At 50.8% G+C, this 17,789-nt stretch carries 19 protein-coding genes and 1 pseudogene; 7 read left to right on the top strand and 13 right to left on the bottom strand.

Features of this window, described 5'->3' with window-relative positions; all coding sequences use genetic code 11:
- Positions 1–15: 15 nt before the first annotated feature.
- From ACJHYR_RS06335 to ACJHYR_RS06295, 9 genes are all read right to left on the bottom strand, one after another.
- Complete coding sequence (locus tag ACJHYR_RS06335; protein ID WP_000389260.1) at positions 16–504, bottom strand: YbjO family protein; 489 nt, start codon at positions 502–504, stop codon at positions 16–18.
- Positions 505–563: 59 nt separating this feature from the next.
- Positions 564–1,409 (bottom strand): putrescine ABC transporter permease PotI, encoded by an 846-nt coding sequence (gene potI / locus ACJHYR_RS06330; RefSeq protein ID WP_001061664.1) that lies wholly within the window; start codon positions 1,407–1,409, stop codon positions 564–566.
- Positions 1,406–2,359 carry a putrescine ABC transporter permease PotH gene (potH, locus tag ACJHYR_RS06325; protein WP_000105436.1) on the bottom strand — a complete coding sequence of 318 codons (954 nt, stop codon included), beginning with the start codon at positions 2,357–2,359 and terminating at the stop codon, positions 1,406–1,408. The genes potI and potH overlap by 4 nt, the downstream gene beginning before the upstream one ends.
- A 9-nt stretch (positions 2,360–2,368) precedes the next feature.
- The gene (gene potG / locus ACJHYR_RS06320) at positions 2,369–3,502 is read right to left on the bottom strand and encodes a putrescine ABC transporter ATP-binding subunit PotG (RefSeq protein WP_000996007.1); all 1,134 of its coding nucleotides are present in this window, start codon (positions 3,500–3,502) and stop codon (positions 2,369–2,371) included.
- 94 nt (positions 3,503–3,596) lie between these two features.
- On the bottom strand, positions 3,597–4,709 hold the full coding sequence (gene potF / locus ACJHYR_RS06315; RefSeq protein WP_000126075.1) for a spermidine/putrescine ABC transporter substrate-binding protein PotF: 1,113 nt from the start codon (positions 4,707–4,709) through the stop codon (positions 3,597–3,599).
- 350 nt (positions 4,710–5,059) lie between these two features.
- Positions 5,060–5,536: a YbjN domain-containing protein gene (locus ACJHYR_RS06310; protein WP_000203025.1), complete on the bottom strand. Its 477-nt coding sequence runs from the start codon at positions 5,534–5,536 to the stop codon at positions 5,060–5,062.
- Positions 5,537–5,623: 87 nt separating this feature from the next.
- Positions 5,624–6,526: a 30S ribosomal protein S6--L-glutamate ligase gene (gene rimK / locus ACJHYR_RS06305; RefSeq protein WP_000684321.1), complete on the bottom strand. Its 903-nt coding sequence runs from the start codon at positions 6,524–6,526 to the stop codon at positions 5,624–5,626.
- Positions 6,527–6,586: 60 nt separating this feature from the next.
- Entirely contained in the window at positions 6,587–7,309 is a 723-nt protein-coding gene (gene nfsA / locus ACJHYR_RS06300) for a nitroreductase NfsA (RefSeq protein ID WP_000189134.1), read from the bottom strand.
- Positions 7,293–7,580, bottom strand: a complete 288-nt coding sequence (locus tag ACJHYR_RS06295) for a DUF1418 family protein (protein ID WP_001201580.1) — start codon at positions 7,578–7,580, stop codon at positions 7,293–7,295. Before ACJHYR_RS06295 ends, nfsA begins: the two co-directional genes overlap by 17 nt.
- A 159-nt stretch (positions 7,581–7,739) precedes the next feature.
- On the opposite strand from ACJHYR_RS06295, the gene grxA reads away from it, so the two are divergent.
- Complete coding sequence (gene grxA, locus ACJHYR_RS06290; protein WP_001195231.1) at positions 7,740–7,997, top strand: glutaredoxin 1; 258 nt, start codon at positions 7,740–7,742, stop codon at positions 7,995–7,997.
- Between the two features lie 29 nt (positions 7,998–8,026).
- Here grxA and ACJHYR_RS06285 read toward each other — a convergent pair whose 3' ends face one another.
- Complete coding sequence (locus tag ACJHYR_RS06285) at positions 8,027–8,404, bottom strand: inner membrane protein YbjM (protein ID WP_000681108.1); 378 nt, start codon at positions 8,402–8,404, stop codon at positions 8,027–8,029.
- Positions 8,405–8,673: 269 nt separating this feature from the next.
- On the opposite strand from ACJHYR_RS06285, the gene ACJHYR_RS06280 reads away from it, so the two are divergent.
- Entirely contained in the window at positions 8,674–10,359 is a 1,686-nt protein-coding gene (locus ACJHYR_RS06280) for an aspartate:alanine antiporter (protein ID WP_001024883.1), read from the top strand.
- 174 nt (positions 10,360–10,533) lie between these two features.
- On the opposite strand, the gene rcdA is transcribed toward ACJHYR_RS06280, so the two are convergent.
- Positions 10,534–11,070 (bottom strand): DNA-binding transcriptional regulator RcdA, encoded by a 537-nt coding sequence (rcdA, locus tag ACJHYR_RS06275; protein ID WP_001297003.1) that lies wholly within the window; start codon positions 11,068–11,070, stop codon positions 10,534–10,536.
- A gap of 83 nt (positions 11,071–11,153) precedes the next feature.
- Between rcdA and ACJHYR_RS06270 the strand changes: the two genes are divergently transcribed.
- From ACJHYR_RS06270 to ybjH, 3 genes and pseudogenes are all read left to right on the top strand, one after another.
- A complete protein-coding gene (locus tag ACJHYR_RS06270; RefSeq protein WP_000217859.1) occupies positions 11,154–12,362 on the top strand; it encodes an MFS transporter in 1,209 nt (402 codons plus the stop codon).
- Positions 12,362–13,177: pseudogene (ybjI, locus tag ACJHYR_RS06265) on the top strand (5-amino-6-(5-phospho-D-ribitylamino)uracil phosphatase). The gene ACJHYR_RS06270 and the pseudogene ybjI overlap by 1 nt, the downstream one beginning before the upstream one ends.
- An 85-nt stretch (positions 13,178–13,262) precedes the next feature.
- Positions 13,263–13,547 (top strand): protein YbjH, encoded by a 285-nt coding sequence (ybjH, locus tag ACJHYR_RS06260; RefSeq protein WP_000605480.1) that lies wholly within the window; start codon positions 13,263–13,265, stop codon positions 13,545–13,547.
- Between the two features lie 40 nt (positions 13,548–13,587).
- Here ybjH and mdfA read toward each other — a convergent pair whose 3' ends face one another.
- Positions 13,588–14,820: a multidrug efflux MFS transporter MdfA gene (mdfA, locus tag ACJHYR_RS06255; protein ID WP_001305940.1), complete on the bottom strand. Its 1,233-nt coding sequence runs from the start codon at positions 14,818–14,820 to the stop codon at positions 13,588–13,590.
- A gap of 284 nt (positions 14,821–15,104) precedes the next feature.
- On the opposite strand from mdfA, the gene ybjG reads away from it, so the two are divergent.
- The gene (gene ybjG / locus ACJHYR_RS06250; protein WP_000892317.1) at positions 15,105–15,701 is read left to right on the top strand and encodes an undecaprenyl-diphosphate phosphatase; all 597 of its coding nucleotides are present in this window, start codon (positions 15,105–15,107) and stop codon (positions 15,699–15,701) included.
- Positions 15,702–15,758: 57 nt separating this feature from the next.
- Complete coding sequence (gene deoR / locus ACJHYR_RS06245; RefSeq protein ID WP_000450121.1) at positions 15,759–16,517, top strand: DNA-binding transcriptional repressor DeoR; 759 nt, start codon at positions 15,759–15,761, stop codon at positions 16,515–16,517.
- A gap of 46 nt (positions 16,518–16,563) precedes the next feature.
- Here deoR and dacC read toward each other — a convergent pair whose 3' ends face one another.
- Positions 16,564–17,766, bottom strand: a complete 1,203-nt coding sequence (gene dacC / locus ACJHYR_RS06240) for a serine-type D-Ala-D-Ala carboxypeptidase (protein ID WP_000195961.1) — start codon at positions 17,764–17,766, stop codon at positions 16,564–16,566.
- Between the last annotated feature and the right edge of the window lie 23 nt (positions 17,767–17,789).

Here is a 17,789-nt window from a genome sequence, read left to right as displayed (position 1 = left end):
CGACGATTATACACATTATTGCAACTGGAAGAACCGCCGACTGGTCGAGGGAACGAACAGCAGCATCAGGATGAGCATATCCGGCAGCTTCTGCAGCATCAGGCTATGGAAGATTTCACGTTTTGATTCACCGGGAATGCTGAACAGCTCCGGATAACCATACCCCAGCGAAGCCGCCCACAAGTAACTTGCGGCCGTGATTTGTGTCAACAGATACAGCCAGCGCGCCCAGCGACGCCCTTTCACCAGTGAAAACGCACACCAGATCTCAATAAAAACCAACACCAGACTGCTTAAAAAGACCAGCGTTAGACTCCAGGTTTGTACGCTGCGATGAATGAACTCGCCAATACCGCGCACGCCCAGCGTATTGAAAATCATCAGCACGTCGAGGCCACGGATCATAATAATGGCGAGCGCCGCCACCTGCACCAGCGCAGGCACATTCAGGCGAGCATGAGATGAAGATGTTTTCTTAAAAAATCCCAACGTTTCGTCTTCCATGAAAACAATGCCGCGACATGCGCGGCATTATGTAGCCAGGTTGGCAAATTTTAGTGTCTTCAGCCACGTCTTGCACGCTGGATGTCGCGTATCCGCTGTTTTTCTGCGCGCGCCATCAGATACCAGGCGATAAATCCGACAATTCCGACCGCGCAGAGGATCAATGTTGCCAGGGCGTTGATTTCCGGATTCACCCCCATCCGCACGCTGGAAAAGACCAGCATCGGTAACGTGGTGGCTCCCGGCCCGGAAACAAAGCTGGCGATCACCAGATCATCAAGCGACAAAGTAAAAGCCAGTAACCAGCCAGAAATGATCGCGGGCATGATCATCGGTAGCGTAATGACAAAAAACACTTTCAGTGGCGTCGCACCGAGATCCATCGCTGCTTCTTCTATCGAGCTATCCAGTTCCCGCAGACGCGACGAAATAACGACTGCCACATAAGCCGTACAGAAAGTGACATGCGCCAGCCAGATGGTGAGCATACCGCGGTCCGCAGGCCAGCCAATGGCATGAGCAAGCGCGACGAATAACAACAATAGCGACAAGCCCGTGATGACATCTGGCATCACCAGCGGCGCGGTGATCATAAAGGCAAAGCCATTTGATCCGCGAAACCTGCCAAAGCGCACCAGCACGACCGCCGCAATCGTCCCGAGGATCGCCGCCGCCGTCGCCGCACAGGCCGCAATTGTCAGGCTTAAACCAACCGCACTCATCATTGCGTCATCGCGCAATAACTCACCATACCAGCGTGTTGACCAGCCGGCCCACACCGTCACCAGCTTCGAGCTGTTGAATGAATAGATCACCAGCATCAGCATTGGCGCGTAGAGAAAGGTGAAGCCCAGCAGCAAAATCACAATCCGCCAGGGCGAACGAACTACCGGTAAATTATTCATCCGTGTTCTCCCACACTTTTTTGCTGATGCTTGTGGAACCACATTATCGGCACAATTAGCAGCAGCAACATGATGATCGCTACCGCTGAGGCCACCGGCCAGTCGCGATTGTTAAAGAACTCCTGCCATAGCACGCGCCCGATCATGATGCTGTCCGGGCCACCGAGCAGTTCAGGGATCACAAACTCGCCCACAGCCGGGATAAAAACCAGCATCGATCCGGCAATAATCCCGCCTTTGGTCAGCGGCACGATCACAGTAAAGAACGTTTTCAGCGGTCTTGCACCGAGATCCAGTGCCGCTTCCACCAGCGAATAATCAATACGAATCAACGCGGTATAAATCGGCAGCACCATAAACGGCACATAGGCGTAAACAATGCCAATATAAACAGCCAGATTGGTATGCAGAATGGTCAGAGGTTGATCGATAACCCCCAGCCACAGCAGAAAATTATTCAGAACGCCGTTATTTTTTAATATTCCCATCCAGGCATAAACGCGAATCAGAAACGAGGTCCACGACGGCAGGATCACCAGTAGTAATAAGATATTACGGGTCGAAGGCTTACTGTGCGCCACCGCCCACGCCAGCGGATAGCCGATCAGTAAACAGCAAATAGTCGAAATCGCCGCCACCTGTAGCGACTGGAGATAAGCATCGAAATAGAGCGGATCGTCGGTCAGTTGCAGGAAATTACCGAGATTAAGAGTGATGGAAAGTTGCCCGTCAGCCCACTCCATCAGTTCGGTATAAGGTGGAATGGCGCGCGCCATCTCCGCCAGGCTTATTTTAAAGACAATCAGAAATGGCAGCAGAAACAGCAGGATTAGCCAGATATACGGCAGCGCAATCACCAGTTTGCGCCCATGCTTCATTTGCAGCTGCGACAACCACAGCTTAAATCCGCCCGGCGGTTTCGACTGGGCAGCAGGTTCAAGTGTACTCATTTTTGCTCCTTAAACCGTCAGCACCACACAGCTGTCCACTTCCCAGCACAAACGCACTTCATCGCCCCAGGTCGGTAACCCTTTACGATGACGATGGGCGTTTTGTAGCTGGGCGCTGATCATCTGCCCACTTTTCAGACGAACGTGATACACTGAAAGATCGCCGAGATAGGCAATGTGTATCACCTCCCCCACCGCGAAGTTACAACCATTGGCGGGCGGCTCTTCGCAAAGCATGATTTTTTCCGGACGCAGCGCTACGTGTACCGGCACGTTATCAACCACTGAAGCATCTGCATCGACTTTCAGTGGATGCACCAGCCCCGGCGAATAAAGCACCAGACCATCTTCCTGACGCTCTTTGAGTACACCTTCAAAGACATTAACCGAGCCAATAAATTCGGCGCTGTAGCGAGTGGTCGGATGCTCGTAGATCTCTTCCGGTTCGCCAATCTGGACAAATTTCCCTCGATTCATAATGGCGATACGCCCCGCCATGGTCATCGCCTCTTCCTGATCGTGAGTAACCATCACGCAGGTCACACCGACGCGCTCCAGAATATCCACCACTTCAAGCTGCATCCGGTCACGCAGCTTTTTATCCAGTGCGCCCATCGGCTCATCGAGCAGTAATAGTTTCGGGCGCTTGGCAAGGCTTCGGGCCAGTGCCACACGCTGTCGCTGACCGCCGGAAAGCTGATGCGGTTTGCGTTTGGCGAACTCCTGCATATGCACCAGGCCGAGCATCTCATTGACCCGGCTGGCAATTTCCGCTTTCGGCAATTTGTCCTGTTTCAGGCCAAAAGCGATATTCTGTTCCACGGTCATATGCGGAAACAGCGCGTAAGACTGAAACATCATATTGATGGGGCGCAGGTAAGGCGGTACCTGTGACAAATCGACGCCATCAAGCATTATCTGTCCGGCAGAAGGTTGTTCGAAACCTGCCAGCATACGCAGCAGCGTGGACTTGCCACAGCCGGATGCGCCCAGCAGCGCGAAGATTTCACCTTTGTAGATGGTCAGGCTGACATCATCCACTGCATGTTGACCATCGTAGGATTTGGTGAGGTTGCGGATTTCTAATAGCGGCGTCAGCGCCTTACGGGTTTTCGCCTGCGGGCGAGGGATAGCGTCATTCACGGCTGCTCTCCGGCATTGAATGTGTGCAAGCGCACCATAATGGTGCGAATTGCCGGCGGGTGTGGTGCGCCCGTCCGGCATCTACGACTACGGATTATTTTCCGCTCTTCACTTTGGTCCACGCGCGGGTGCGCACACGGTCTATTTTTGGATCCTGCACTTTCAGAGTGAACAACTTCGCACGAACGTCCGCCGGAGGATAAATCCCTGGATTATCACGCACTTCCGCGCTTACCAGCGGCGTAGCTTCTTTGTTCGCGTTGGCATAGAACACATGGTCGGAAATATGCGCCACCACATCCGGGCGCAGCAGGTAATTCAGGAACTGATAGGCTTCGTCTTTATTTTTGGCATCCGCAGGCATGGCGAAGACATCAAAGAACGCCATCGCCCCTTCTTTCGGAATCGAGAACGAGACATTTACGCCATTCTTCGCTTCCTTCGCGCGGTTTGACGCCTGCCAGACATCACCTGCCCAGCCGATAGCGACGCAAATATCGCCGTTTGCCAGGTCGTTAATGTATTGAGATGAATGGAAATAACGAATGTTCGGGCGCAGCTTTAACAGCAGATCGGTTGCCGGTCCGGTGTAATCATCTGCTTTAGTGCTGTTGGGATCTTTACCGAGATAATTCAGCACGGTAGCAAACACTTCTTCCGGTGCATCAAGGAAAGAGACGCCGCAGCTTTTCAGTTTTTCCAGATTTTCAGGTTTGAGGATCAAGTCCCAGCTATCGACGGGCGCGTTTTCGCCCAGTACCGCTTTGACTTTATCGACGTTATAGCCAATCCCGGTTGTCGCCCACATATAGGGCATAGCAAATTTATTATCCGGGTCGTGTTTGGCAACCAACTTCAGCAGTTCCGGGTCGAGATTCTTCCACTCCGGCAATTTGCTTTTATCCAGCGGCTGGAAAACTCCCGCAGTCAACTGGCGTTCAAGAAAGCTTGCTGACGGCACCACCAGGTCAAAGCCGGTGCTACCCGCCATTAATTTGCCTTCCAGTACTTCGTTAGAGTCGAAAACATCGTAGACGACTTTAATACCGGTTTCTTTTTCAAAATTGGCCACCGTGTCCGGGGCGATATAATCAGACCAGTTATAAATGTGGAGTGTTTTTTGTTCAGCCGCGAGCGTGCCGACAGAGACGGCCATCAGAGCACCCGCAACCAGACCCGATAGCCATTTTTTATTTAAGGCGGTCATATCTCTTTCCTTCTGAAAGTTCGTTAACAAACGAACAAAAGTTGTCACACTGAAAGATATGCAATAAACGTGCATATTTTTTATCGGCGCGGTGTAAGAAAAGAGAACTCTCTCCCGGCCAGCACTGCTCGCTATATAAAAGCATCGCAAGAATAACTTTAGCCAGGGTTTGAGACTATAGCTCGGATTAAAAAACGGTATTTAACAAATTTTTATGCGTATTTGCTCTATGTGATAAAGCCAAATCGCCACAAGAGAAGTGAAATAATCTTTAAGAAAAGGTTAAAAGCAGCAGATAATTTTGCAGCACGCAGTCACTGCGGCAGCGACTGCGTACTCGAAAGGAGTTATCAGTGGAGGAAATAGTTTTCGGTAACGTTGTTTTGCCCTTCATCGTCAGTCGGTAACAGCAGTTGATGGGCATTAGCTTCAAGAATGACCATCGAAATCTGCTCTTCGCTCTGACGCACGAACCATGCAAACTGCTCATAGGTTACGCCCTGCATAACGGATAAAGACTGGCAAACCACCAGCTTTGGCAGATTATCATCCTGCATATCAAGAAATGCTTTCACGGTCAGCGAACTGGCATTGATGGCAGATAAATCCGCCGCCAGCGGCAATACGGCTGAAGGTCGGACTTCCGCCATGGCAGAAAACAGGATCGTGTTATCGATCAGATCGATTTTGGCATCAAAGACACCGTCGAAATTCTGCATATGGGGCAGATGCAGAGCCTGACAGTTATCACATTCAAAAAAACTCATCCCCAGGTCATCGAGCCATTGACGCAGCGTATCCAGACCAGGAACGACCAGCGATGTCATAATTTTGTACAACCTCTTTCGATAAAAAGACCGGCACAGCTTACGCAAAAAGCGCAGGCAAAACCATGATCAGTAATGTGATTGCGACTAACCACCCGTTTTCAGGCAATATTCTGTCGTAGCGTGGCGTTCGATCCAGCGGATCATTTTACCCGCGATGTCGATACCGGTGGTTTTTTCTATTCCTTCCAGCCCCGGCGACGCATTCACTTCCATCACCAACGGCCCGCGATTAGCACGCAGAATATCCACACCAGCAACGTCCAGCGCCATCGTTCGCGCGGCTTTTATCGCGATTTCACGCTCCTGTGGTGTGATACTGGCGACGCTTGCCGCGCCGCCACGATGCAAATTGGAACGAAAATCGCCCTCTTTCGCCCGCCGTTCAATCGCAGCGACCACTTCATCGCCAACAACCAGACAGCGGATATCGCACCCTTGCGCCTCTTTGATATATTCCTGCACCAGAATATGCGCGTTCAGACCGCGGAAAGCGTCAATCACGCTTTCGGCCGCCTGACGCGTCTCCGCCAGCACGACGCCAATTCCCTGCGTGCCTTCAACCAACTTGACCACCAGCGGCGCACCACCGACCATGTCGATTAAATCGCTGGTATCATCCGGCGAATGCGCAATGCCCGTGACAGGCAGGTCGATGCCCTGACGCGCCAGCAGTTGCATGGAACGCAATTTGTCACGCGCCCGGGCAATGGCGACCGACTCATTGAGCGGATAGCTCCCCAGCATCTCGAACTGGCGCAGTGCCGCCGTCCCATAAAAGGTAATGGCGGTGCCAATACGCGGGATCACTGCGTCAAAATGGGGTAACTTGCGGCCTTTGTAGTGAATAGAAGACGCCGCAGGATTTATGTTCATGTAGCAAGAAAGCGGATCAAGAATTTCAACCAGGTGACCGCGCTGTATAGCGGCTTCACGCAGCCGCTTACACGAATAGAGCGTTCCATCCCGGGACAATATGGCAATTTTCACCCTGCACCTCTCTGTCAGACCTGGTCAAAAGCCCGCGTATCATACATCGGCGTGGCGGTTTTAGCGCGTTGCCCAACCCTGTTTGTGCAAATAATCCAGAATAAATGGGCGGCTTTCTTTAATGATTGTTCGGCGGATATGATCGCTCCAGGTATCCCGGCGATTATTGCTGCCACGTGTGAGGTAATATTCCGCCAGTTGCTCGTCATACTGCGCCAGTTCGTCTTTATCCAGCGGTTGATAGCTGTTTTCATGCACCAAAATGGAGGCCGGTAAACGCGGCTTAAGATCTGGATTATCCGCAGGCCAGCCAAGGCACAGCCCAAACAGCGGCAGAACATGCTGCGGTAATTTCAGAAGTTCCGTCACCGCTTCAATATTATTGCGCAGGCCGCCGATATATACCCCACCCAATCCCAGCGATTCCGCTGCGGTTAATGCATTCTGCGCCATCATTGCCGTATCAACGACACCGAGCAACAGTTGTTCCGCCAGGCCAAGTTGTGCATCCGGACAGATCTGTAAATGGCGATTAAAGTCGGCACAGAACACCCAAAACTCCGCCGCTTTCGCTACGTGTTTTTGCCCGCCGGTCAGCGTCACTAATTCATCACGTAACGCTTTGTCGGTAATGCGAATAATGCTACTGCACTGCAAAAAACTGGAACTAGACGTCGCACGGGCGCTGTTAATAATCGCCTCACGCTGCGCTTCGGAAATGGGTTCATCAGTGAAATGGCGAATGGAGCGATGGCCACAAATAAGTTCAATGGTTGGCGTCATTATCTTTTTCTCTTTCTGAACGTGAATATTGCGGTGGACGGTTCATCAGCTGTGGGGCAAGACGTTTTGCCACCTGAAGAATAACCACCACCGCAGCGGGAAGCATGAGCAAAACACCGAGAAAAATCATCAGAATCTGCACTTCTGGCCGAGAAAATGGCTCAGGCAGCGACAGGGAGCCGCTTACCGACAGCAGCGCCACCGCCAGCAACATCATTCCGATAAATTCCAGTATCAACACGCTTTTAGGCAATTTACCGATCGCGCGCATACGCTTCCCTCTGCAAAGTGAGCCTTCAGTCTAAAACTTTTCACTGTATTGTGTTTAACAGTTATAGCTTTTAGCAATTAATGCAACAGGTTAAACCTACTTTCAGCGAATACATTTTAGCGTGATCATTACAGGCATAAATCTATGAGGAGAGAAATAATGCAAACCGTTATTTTTGGTCGTCCGGGTTGCCCTTACTGTGTGCGTGCAAAAGATCTGGCTGAGAAATTGAGCAATGAACGCGATGATTTTCAGTATCAGTATGTAGATATTCGTGCGGAAGGGATCACTAAAGAAGATCTACAACAAAAGGCAGGTAAACCCGTAGAAACCGTGCCGCAGATTTTTGTCGATCAGCAACATATCGGCGGCTATACCGATTTTGCTGCATGGGTGAAAGAGAATCTGGACGCCTGATCGTCTGACAAGCCCTCGCGTTGAGGGCTTTATTGATTTTTTCTGTGCTGTGGTTTAAACAAACTACTGATAAATAAGAAACACAGTGCCCCCAGCGCACACCAGAACACCGCACTTAATAACCATGCCAGCTCTTGCCAGAATGAGCGCGTCGGTGAAAAAAACAGCCGCATAATAAGCATGGAACAGGGTGCCGCCAGCATTGCGCCAAACAGAGGTTTCAGGACTTCTCTACGCTGTGAAAAGAAGCTGGCAACTGCTCCAGGAAGAATGAAAAACAGCAAGCCGATTTCAGGATGCCCGGCAGCCCGAAAAGCGCCTTTCATGTGCGTCGCCAGAAAAAGGCACACCACAATGAAGAGGACAAAACAGCAGATTGCCCCCGCCCAACGTTGTTTATGTTTCACTCGTTCCTCCTGACACTGCGTCTATCGAACACATTTTTCGCCAGTGTGGCGTTCAGTAAGATAAAGCCGCTTCGCATTCCATGCTAATATAGGCCAACGCAATTCATATAGCCGTTGATACCTAATGTGATTACACTAGTAAAATATATTGTTACTTTACTATCGTTTAGGTGCGCTGAATGAATCTGCGCCCTGAATTCTGGTAAAAAACATTATCGTAAATTACCATTTCTTTCAACAGCTTACTAGTAAACAAGAAGTTAGCCTCCGTGAATATAAACGTCGCCGAATTGTTAAATGGGAATTACATTCTGTTATTATTTGTGGTCCTCGCGCTTGGGCTATGTCTCGGGAAATTACGACTTGGTTCGATCCAACTGGGTAATTCCATTGGCGTTTTAGTCGTATCGCTGTTATTAGGCCAACAACATTTCAGCATTAACACCGACGCGCTTAATCTTGGCTTTATGCTGTTTATTTTCTGCGTCGGGGTCGAAGCCGGACCGAACTTTTTTTCCATTTTTTTTCGCGATGGGAAAAATTACCTAATGTTAGCACTGGTGATGGTTGGCAGTGCGCTGGTCATCGCCTTAGGGTTAGGTAAGCTGTTTGGCTGGGATATTGGCCTGACGGCCGGTATGTTAGCAGGCTCTATGACGTCAACACCGGTTCTGGTCGGTGCTGGCGATACACTGCGTCATTCCGGCATGGAAAGTAGGCAGCTCTCACTGGCACTGGATAATCTGAGCCTCGGGTATGCCTTAACCTATTTAATCGGTCTGGTGAGTTTGATTGTTGGTGCGCGTTACTTGCCAAAATTGCAGCATCAGGACTTACAGACCAGCGCCCAGCAAATCGCCCGCGAACGTGGCCTGGACACAGATGCCAACCGTAAGGTTTATTTGCCGGTGATCCGCGCCTACCGCGTCGGCTCGGAGCTGGTAGCCTGGACCGACGGCAAAAATCTGCGTGAACTGGGTATTTATCGACAAACTGGCTGTTACATTGAACGTATTCGACGTAACGGGATTCTGGCAAATCCAGACGGTGATGCCGTGCTACAAATGGGCGATGAAATAGCGTTGGTAGGCTATCCCGACGCCCATGCCCGACTCGATCCCAGCTTCCGTAACGGTAAAGAAGTTTTCGATCGTGACCTTCTCGACATGCGTATCGTCACTGAAGAAGTGGTCGTTAAAAACCATAACGCTGTAGGTAAACGTCTCGCACAACTGAAGTTGACCGATCACGGTTGCTTCCTTAACCGCGTCATTCGTAGCCAGATTGAGATGCCGATAGATGACAACGTCGTGCTTAACAAAGGTGACGTTTTACAAGTCAGCGGCGATGCCCGCCGGGTAAAAACCATCGCCGATCGCATCGGCTTTATCTCGATTCACAGCCAGGTCACTGACTTGCTGGCATTCTGCGCCTTCTTTGTTATTGGGTTGATGATCGGGATGATCACCTTCCAGTTCAGCACATTCAGTTTCGGCATGGGGAACGCTGCCGGGTTGTTATTCGCCGGAATTATGCTGGGCTTTATGCGTGCTAACCACCCGACCTTCGGTTACATTCCGCAAGGTGCATTAAGCATGGTGAAAGAGTTCGGCTTGATGGTGTTTATGGCAGGCGTTGGTCTGAGCGCCGGTAGCGGTATTAATAACGGCCTGGGCGCGATTGGCGGTCAAATGTTGATTGCCGGATTGATTGTCAGTCTGGTGCCAGTGGTTATCTGCTTCTTGTTCGGTGCTTATGTATTGCGAATGAACCGCGCACTGTTGTTCGGCGCAATGATGGGCGCACGCACCTGCGCGCCGGCAATGGAGATCATCAGTGATACAGCTCGCAGTAATATCCCGGCGCTGGGCTATGCGGGCACTTACGCAATCGCCAACGTCCTGCTGACGCTGGCAGGGACAATCATCGTCATGGTATGGCCAGGATTAGGATAAAACTGAAGTTGCCCTGAAAATGAAATTTTTTTGCACAACCGCAGAACTTTTCCGCAGGGCATCAGTCTTAATTAGTGCCACTGCTTTTCTTTGATGTCCCCATTTTGTGGAGCCCATCAACCCCGCCATTTCGGTTCAAGGTTGGTGGGTTTTTTGTTATCTAAAACTTATCTACTACCCTGCAACCCTCTCAACCATCCTCAAAATCTCCTCGCGCGATAGCGGCTTACGGTCGGTGACAAAATGCAGCGTCATCCCCTCAATAAACGCATCAAGCGCGCGGGCGGTTCCGGGTTCAAACCATTGTTCGAGCGTTTGCTGACTGCGCTGCATCCAGTTTTGCATTACCGTTTTTAATAGCGGTTTTCGGCTAGCCAGCGCGTAGAGCTGGTACATCAGCTCCATGTTATCCGGCGTTGCAACCTGTGAGCTGTAGATCATATCGGTGATAGCCTGGCATGCGCCTTGAGCATCACTAACATCGCTAAAAAATGCCTGATATTGCCGGGACATGATCTCAGTAAAACTGCTGAACGCCTCCAGCAACAACTCATCAATTCCTGAAAAATAGTAGGTCATCGATCCCAACGGTACCCCGGCAAGGGTAGCAATTTTGCGGTGCGTAACAGCATGTATTCCATAAAGTTTCACCGCCTCCAGCGTGGCCTGGATAATTTTTTCTCGCCGTTGCGGATCGTTAGCGCGACGCATGTCATTTCCTCTCTCTGCAATTGTGTACAAATGTACACAACCTTGCTAATGTTGTCTTCCCTCTTCTTATTTTGACGTGATCTATGACCGTAAATTCTTCACGTAATGCATTGAAACGCCGAACCTGGGCGCTGTTTATGTTCTTCTTTTTGCCGGGCCTGTTAATGGCGTCCTGGGCAACCCGTACGCCTGCTATCCGCGATATTCTTTCTGTTTCGATCGCTGAAATGGGCGGAGTCCTCTTTGGTCTGTCGATCGGTTCAATGAGCGGTATTCTCTGCTCGGCGTGGTTAGTGAAACGCTTTGGGACGCGTAATGTCATCCTGGTCACGATGTCCTGCGCATTGATCGGGATGATGATACTAAGTCTGGCACTCTGGCTGACATCGCCCCTGCTCTTCGCGGTTGGTCTCGGCGTCTTTGGGGCAAGTTTTGGTTCTGCGGAAGTGGCGATAAACGTTGAAGGTGCCGCCGTTGAGCGAGAAATGAATAAAACGGTTTTGCCGATGATGCACGGTTTTTATAGCCTGGGCACGCTGGCAGGCGCAGGTGTCGGGATGGCACTTACGGCCTTTGGCGTTCCGGCAACGGTGCACATTTTATTGGCGGCGCTGGTAGGCATCGCGCCTATTTATATCGCCATTCAGGCAATCCCTGACGGTACGGGCAAAAATGCTGCCGATGGCACCCAGCATGGTGAAAAAGGCGTACCTTTTTATCGCGATATCCAGTTGCTGCTGATTGGTGTTGTGGTGCTGGCGATGGCCTTTGCCGAAGGTTCTGCCAACGACTGGTTACCCTTATTAATGGTTGACGGTCACGGTTTTAGCCCTACTTCCGGCTCGCTGATTTATGCCGGTTTTACCCTGGGGATGACTGTTGGACGCTTTACCGGCGGTTGGTTCATCGACCGTTACAGTCGCGTTGCCGTGGTTCGGGCCAGTGCACTAATGGGAGCGTTGGGTATTGGGCTGATTATTTTTGTCGATAGCGCCTGGGTCGCAGGAGTGTCTGTTGTACTTTGGGGACTAGGTGCCTCGCTGGGCTTCCCACTGACCATTTCTGCCGCCAGCGATACCGGCCCCGATGCACCAACCCGCGTCAGTGTGGTAGCAACGACCGGTTATCTGGCTTTCCTCGTCGGGCCGCCGCTGCTGGGCTATCTCGGCGAACATTATGGATTACGTAGTGCAATGCTGGTTGTACTGGCGCTGGTTATTCTCGCGGCTATTGTCGCGAAAGCCGTCGCCAAACCCGATACCAAAACGCAGACGGCGATGGAGAATAGTTGATGAGCATTAAATTAATTGCGGTAGACATGGATGGTACTTTCTTAAGCGATCAAAAAACCTATAACCGTGAGCGGTTTATGGCTCAGTATCAGCAAATGAAAGCACAAGGCATTCGCTTTGTGGTCGCCAGCGGGAATCAATATTATCAGTTGATCTCTTTCTTCCCTGAAATTGCTAATGAAATTGCCTTTGTGGCTGAAAACGGCGGCTGGGTAGTGAGCGAAGGCAAAGATGTTTTTAATGGCGAGCTGTCGAAGGATGCGTTTGCTACTGTCGTGGAACATTTGCTGACGCGCCCGGAAGTGGAAATTATTGCCTGCGGAAAAAATAGTGCCTATACACTCAAAAAATATGACGATGCCATGAAAACGGTGGCGGAAATGTATTATCACCGTCTGTAATACGTCGATAACTTTGACAACTTAGAAGATATCTTCTTTAAGTTTGGCCTGAATCTTTCCGATGAACTGATTCCACAAGTACAAAAAGCATTACATGAGGCCATCGGCGATATTATGGTGCCGGTCCACACCGGCAACGGCAGCATCGATCTGATTATCCCCGGCGTACATAAAGCCAATGGCCTTCGCCAACTGCAGAAATTATGGGGAATAGACGACAGCGAAGTGGTGGTCTTTGGCGATGGCGGTAACGATATTGAGATGCTGCGTCAGGCTGGCTTTAGTTTTGCAATGGAAAATGCCGGCAGCGCGGTCGTCGCAGCGGCAAAATACCGGGCAGGCTCCAATAACCGTGAAGGCGTACTGGATGTGATCGATAAAGTTCTTAAACACGAAGCGCCATTTAACCAATAAAAACGGCAGCACGCCCGGCAACACAATGCCTGAATGAAGGCTGCATAATTCGCGCAAATTAACCCGCTGCATTATTTCAGGCGAAATGATTATGAAAAATTGTCTACTGTTGGGCGCGCTTTTAATGGGCTTTACTGGTGTGGCGATGGCGCAAAGTGTCACCGTCGATGTGCCGAGTGGATACAAAGTGGTTGTGGTTCCTGATTCAGTCAGCGTTCCACAAGCGGTCAGCGTCGCGACTGTGCCGCAAACCGTCTATGTGGCTCCTGCGCCAGCTCCGGCTTACCGCCCGCATCCTTATGTTCGCCATCTTGCCAGCGTAGGTGAAGGGATGGTTATCGAACACCAGATTGACGACCATCACCATTAATTCGAAAATGCCTGATCGCACAAAGCAATCAGGCATTTTTTTACCCTTCGTGCGAATTTCCCATCTGTTTATCTTTTAAAAAGATAACCATCAGCAACAGCCACAAAATTCCGTTGACAAGGTTGAAGAGATTAAACAGTCCGTTGCCCCCGTTCAGCCAGGCATGTTTGCTGATTTCAATACCGACGGTAAAGATCAGCATTTGCAGCATTCCCATCGCCGCAGAAACCGTACCTTTACTCATATCGCTGGCAAACAGGGTTAATCGCACCAGTCCCGCATTCGCCAGACCAATACCGAAAGCATAAAGACTTAACCCGGCGGTCATCCATAAATACGCATGCGATGAGATAACCGTTGCCGCAGCAGCGACCAACAGACCAATCATAATCGGCCAGCCGCCCATAATAATCAGCGAACGTACGGTGCGGCGCGAGGTCAGACGCGCTAACAGCAAGTTACCCGCAATTAACGCCCCGAAAATAGGCACTTGCAGCAAACCATATTCATAGCTGCTTAACTGCTCGCCGGTAATGATGATAATCGGCGACTGGGCGATCCACGCCAGCAACGGCAAACTAACGAATCCCAGCGCCAGCGCCCCCGCAACAAAGCGACCGTTCTTCAGCACCAGCTTATAGTCACGACCGAGTTCTTTCAGCGACAGTTTCTCGCCTATACGCGTGGCGGTTTCAGGCATGGCTCGTTGCAGACCGAAAAAGGAGATCGCTGCCAATGCGGCAAACAAGACAAACATCCCTTCCCAGGGCAGCACATGGATCCACGCCGCGCCCACCAGCGGGCCAAGTAGTGGAGCAATCAGCGCCACGTTCGCCATCAGCGCGGTGATCTTGATACAAACCGCCTCTTCGAAGGATTCCTGAATTGCGGCGTATCCCACAGCGCCAATGAAACAGAGGCTTATGCCCTGCAAGAAGCGCAACAGGGTGAATTGTTCAATGTTTTGCGCCAGTAATATTGCCAGACAGGTGATGATAAACCACACCACCCCCGCCAGCATCACCGGACGGCGACCAATACGATCCGACAGCGGCCCCAGGAGCCATTGTAAAAACATCCCGCCCGCCAGATACGCGGTCATCGAAGTAGGAACCCAATCAATGCCCGCCTGATATTGTTCCACCACGGCCAACATACCGGGTTGAATCATATCGTTGCCGATATAGGTTGAAAATTCGTAAAGCACCAGACAGAGAGGGAAAAGTAACGCCTGACGTCCAAGCCTGGCACCGGAAGCTAATTTATTTTGCATGCAATTTCTTCGCCAATAATAATCGCGCAAAGTTTAATAAAAGCGCAGCTAACGAGAAAGCGAATTTTGTAGCTGAAACCACGGTTAAGCACATTCTTACATTATCGCGAGTATAGCTACGCTTTCTTTAAGTTTTATTTAACCTATGCCCGTTACAATCACCCACCGTAAACAGGCCGCTTGAGGGAAATAAGACGATGCCGCTTTACCCAGTTTAACCTGCACTTTATTCTCAACGACTTGCCTGTATTGGCTCCCTTTTAATCACTTTGCGTCGGGAAGTTATGCTGGAAAATTTGAATCTCTCTCTATTCTCTCTTATTAACGCGACGCCAGACTCTGCGCCGTGGATGATCTCGTTGGCGATTTTTATTGCTAAAGATTTGATTACCGTGGTGCCGTTGCTGGCCGCGGTACTTTGGCTGTGGGGGCTTACAGCACAACGGCAACTGGTGATAAAAATCGCTATCGCGCTGGCGGTCAGCCTGTTTGTGTCCTGGACGATGGGGCATCTTTTTCCGCACGACCGACCCTTTGTCGAAAATATCGGCTATAACTTCCTGCATCATGCGGCGGATGACTCATTCCCGAGCGATCACGGTACGGTGATTTTCACCTTTGCACTGGCATTTTTATGCTGGCATCGCCTGTGGTCCGGCTCACTTTTAATGGTGCTGGCCGTCGTCATTGCCTGGTCGCGCGTTTATCTTGGCGTCCACTGGCCGCTGGATATGCTCGGTGGATTGCTGGCAGGTATGATTGGCTGCCTTAGCGCCCAGATTATCTGGCAAGCGATGGGGCATAAACTCTATCAACGTCTGCAATCGTGGTATCGCTTCTGTTTTGCATTACCGATCCGCAAAGGCTGGGTGCGTGACTGATCTCTGCTAAAAAGTGTAGTATTGAGCGGCTCGCTTCAATAACTATTCAGAGGGATTATGGAAACACGTCGCGAAGAGCGTATCGGGCAGCTGCTGCAAGAATTAAAACGCAGCGATAAGTTACATCTTAAAGACGCCGCCGCCCTGCTTGGGGTTTCGGAGATGACGATTCGTCGCGATCTGAACAACCACAGTGCGCCCGTCGTTTTGCTCGGCGGCTATATTGTTCTGGAACCGCGCAGCGCCAGCCATTACCTGTTAAGCGATCAAAAATCCCGCCTGGTGGAAGAAAAACGCCGGGCGGCAAAACTGGCTGCGACGCTGGTAGAACCCGATCAGACCCTCTTTTTTGACTGTGGCACCACCACACCGTGGATTATTGAAGCAATTGATAATGAAATCCCCTTTACCGCCGTTTGTTATTCGCTAAATACCTTTCTGGCACTGAAAGAGAAACCCCATTGCCGCGCGTTTCTGTGTGGTGGTGAATTTCACGCCAGCAACGCCATTTTCAAACCCATCGATTTTCAGCAAACGCTGAATAATTTTTGCCCGGATATCGCTTTTTATTCCGCGGCGGGGGTGCATGTCAGTAAAGGCGCTACCTGTTTTAATCTTGAAGAGTTGCCGGTAAAACACTGGGCCATGTCGATGGCGCAAAAGCATGTGCTGGTTGTCGACCACAGTAAATTTGGCAAGGTGCGTCCGGCACGCATGGGTGACCTGAAACGCTTTGATATTGTGGTGAGCGATTGTTGCCCGGAAGATGAGTATGTGAAGTACGCGCAGACGCAGCGTATTAAGTTGATGTATTAATGACGTATTACCGGATGACGTTTCGCGCCATCCGGTTATCAGAAGATTAAGAGAACCAGCTGCCGAACCACTGATGGAATTTCATCATAACGAAATCCCACATCCGCCCAAAGAATCCGCCCTCTTCCACATTTTCCATCACGATCAGCGGACGCTGCTCAATGGATTTACCGTTAAGCTGGAAATCAATGGTCCCGACAACCTGACCTTTTTTCAGCGGTGCGGTAAGCTGCGGTTCCGTTAACGTGTAGCTCGCTTTCAGGTTTTTCAGCTGCCCACGCGGTATGGTCACTGAGCCCGCTTCGCCTGCCCCGAGATTCACTTCGCTCTTATCACCAAACCAGACGCGCTGAGTCACAAAGGTGGCATCAGGTTTAATTGGCGTCACGGTTTCAAAGAAGCGGAAACCCCAGGTCAATAATTTCTCAGACTCATTAAAACGGATACGGTCAGTTTTCGCACCCAGTACTACGGAGATCAAACGCATATCGCCCTGGGTAGCCGAAGCAACCAGATTATATCCCGCGCCTGCCGTGGTTCCTGTCTTCATGCCATCAACATTCAGATTGCTGCTCCATAGCAGACGGTTACGGTTAGGCTGTCGAATTTTGTTGAAGGTGAACTCTTTCTCTTTATGAATGGCGTACTCTTCCGGCACATCGTGGATTAATGCTTTACCCAGCAATGCCATATCGCGCGCGGTACTGAACTGCCCCGGCGCATCCAGACCGTGCACCGTCTGGAAGGTAGTGTTGGTCAGACCCAGTTTTTTGGCATAACCATTCATCAAACCAATAAATGACTCCTGGCTCCCGGCAACGTAATCGGCCAGCGCAATACAGGCGTCATTACCGGACTGGATAATCACACCTTTGTTCAAGTCTGCCACCGAAACCTGATCGCCCGGTTTGAGGAACATTACCGATGAACCACGCAGTGCCGGATTTCCCGTCGCCCAGGCATCTTTGCCGACCGTCACCATATCGGTGAGTTTAATCTTATCGGCCTTAAGCGCCTGCCCAACCACATAGCTGGTCATGATTTTAGTCAGGCTCGCGGGATCCAGTTTCTCATCCGCATTGCCTTCTGCCAGCACTTTACCGCTGGCGTAATCCATTAAAATCCATGCACGCGCATCCACGCTCGGCGCTTCAACGGTTTGTTCCGCCGCGAATGCCGTTGGGGCAAAAAGGAATAAAAATGCAGAACCCGCTGCAAGACCACGAAGGAGAGAGGAGTATTGCGTCATAAATGCCACCCGAGTATCCATTC

Origin of the sequence: Escherichia sp. WS1450, from assembly GCF_046487395.1 — a bacterium.
Classification (GTDB): domain Bacteria; phylum Pseudomonadota; class Gammaproteobacteria; order Enterobacterales; family Enterobacteriaceae; genus Escherichia; species Escherichia coli.
Note: the sequence above shows the minus strand (reverse complement) of the source record. Positions and strands in the feature narration are given on the sequence as shown.